We start from the raw sequence: 1,561 nt of genomic DNA, 5'->3' as shown, positions 1-1,561 counted from the left end.
GCCTCCGCGAGCAGGCCGAGCGTGGACGGCTCGGGCGCCGGGGACCACGGCTGCGGGTCGTCCGGCGGATGGTAGTCGGGGGACAGGTCGAACATCACGGTCGCCAGGTCCATGCCGGCGACCCCGTCCACCATGCAGTGGTGCACCTTGGCGATCAGCGCCCAGCGGTCGTCCGCCAGGCCCTCCACCAGCCAGATCTCCCACAGCGGCTTGTCCCGGTCGAGGCGCTGGCCGAGCACGCGGCCGGCCAGGTTGCGCAGCTGCTCCTCGGTGCCCGGCGCGGGCACGGCCGTGTGCCGCACGTGGTAGAGGATGTTGAAGTGCGGGTCGTCCGCCCACACGGGCCGTCCCAGATGCAGCGGCACGCTCCGCACCCGCTGCCGGTAGCGCGGGACGAGCGGCAGCCGCGCCACGATCTGGCGGATCAGGTCCCCGTAGGACGGTGCGGGCCCCTCGAACACGACCACCGACGCCACGTGCAGCGGGGTGTTCTCGTCCTCCAGAAGATAGAAGCTGGCGTCGAGCCCGGACATGTGATGCACCGTCGCCTCACAATGTTGCGCTGCCAAGGGTGCGATAGAGGCTTCCCGCTGGAGCCGCGTCCAATCGCGTCCGCACGGCTCCCGGATGTCCGCTGCCGGTCTCGGTCAGTGCGGGCGGTGGGGAGCGGTGTGGGCGGCGCGGCTCGCGCGCACGCGTCAGGCGGCGGCGGTGCGGCGGCGGGGGGAGCGCGCCGGTTCGGCGTGCGGCGCGGTGTGCTCGCTGATGAACGCGCCCACCTCGTGCAGCGCCGCGAGGCCCTCCGGGACGAGGTCGGCGAACACCTGGAACACGTGCACCTGGTTCTCCCAGACCTGCAGACGGCAGGGGACGCCGGCGGCGGTGAGACGCTCGGCCATCAGCTCCGAGTCCGGCAGCAGCATCTCGCTGGAGCTGACCTGGATGAGCGTCGGGGGCAGTGCGCCGAGGTCGGCGTTCACCGGCGACACCGCCGGGTCGAGCGGCACCGCGCCCTCGGTGAGCAGGGAGGCGAGCCGCCGCACCCGGCGCGCCGGGAGGTAGGCGTCGAGCCGGGCGTTGGCGTGCTCGACCTTGGCGGTGTGGTCGAGGTCGGTGAGCGGCGCGAGCGCGACCAGCGCGGCGGGGCGCGGCAGGCCCTCGGCCATCGCGCGCAGCGTCGCGGCGAACGCCAGGAACCCGCCCGCCGAGTCGCCCGCCACGGCGATCCGGTCGGGGGAGTAGCCCTGGTCGAGCAGCCGGCGATAGGCGGTCACGGCGTCCTCGACCGACACGGCGAGCGGAACCTGGGGGAGCTGCCGGTAGGCGACCGACAGGACGGGCGCGCCGGACGCCGCCGCGATCCGCGCGATCATCCGGCGGTGCGTGCGCAGCCCGCAGGAGAAGAAGCCGCCGCCGTGGAAGTACAGCACCGCCCGGTCGGACGCGGCGTGCGGCGCGCGCACCCACTCGGCGGCGAAGTCGCCGAACGGCACGGGCTCGACCTCGGCCCAGCGCGGCGCGGGCAGCGCCAGCGGCGCGGCCAGGTCGATCGCGACCGCCG

2 protein-coding genes are annotated in these 1,561 nt (G+C 74.7%); both read right to left on the bottom strand.

Annotation, left to right across the window (positions count from 1 at the left end; translation table 11 throughout):
• Nucleotides 1-533: wax ester/triacylglycerol synthase domain-containing protein (locus tag AB0J52_RS39890; RefSeq protein ID WP_500188348.1), on the bottom strand; the 533-nt coding region annotated here is incomplete at its 3' end.
• A gap of 165 nt (nt 534-698) precedes the next feature.
• Nucleotides 699-1,561: alpha/beta hydrolase (locus tag AB0J52_RS39885; protein WP_500188347.1), on the bottom strand; the 863-nt coding region annotated here is incomplete at its 5' end.

The sequence above is a fragment of the Spirillospora sp. NPDC049652 genome, assembly GCF_040675125.1.
GTDB lineage: Bacteria > Actinomycetota > Actinomycetes > Streptosporangiales > Streptosporangiaceae > Spirillospora.
Note: the sequence above shows the minus strand (reverse complement) of the source record. Positions and strands in the feature narration are given on the sequence as shown.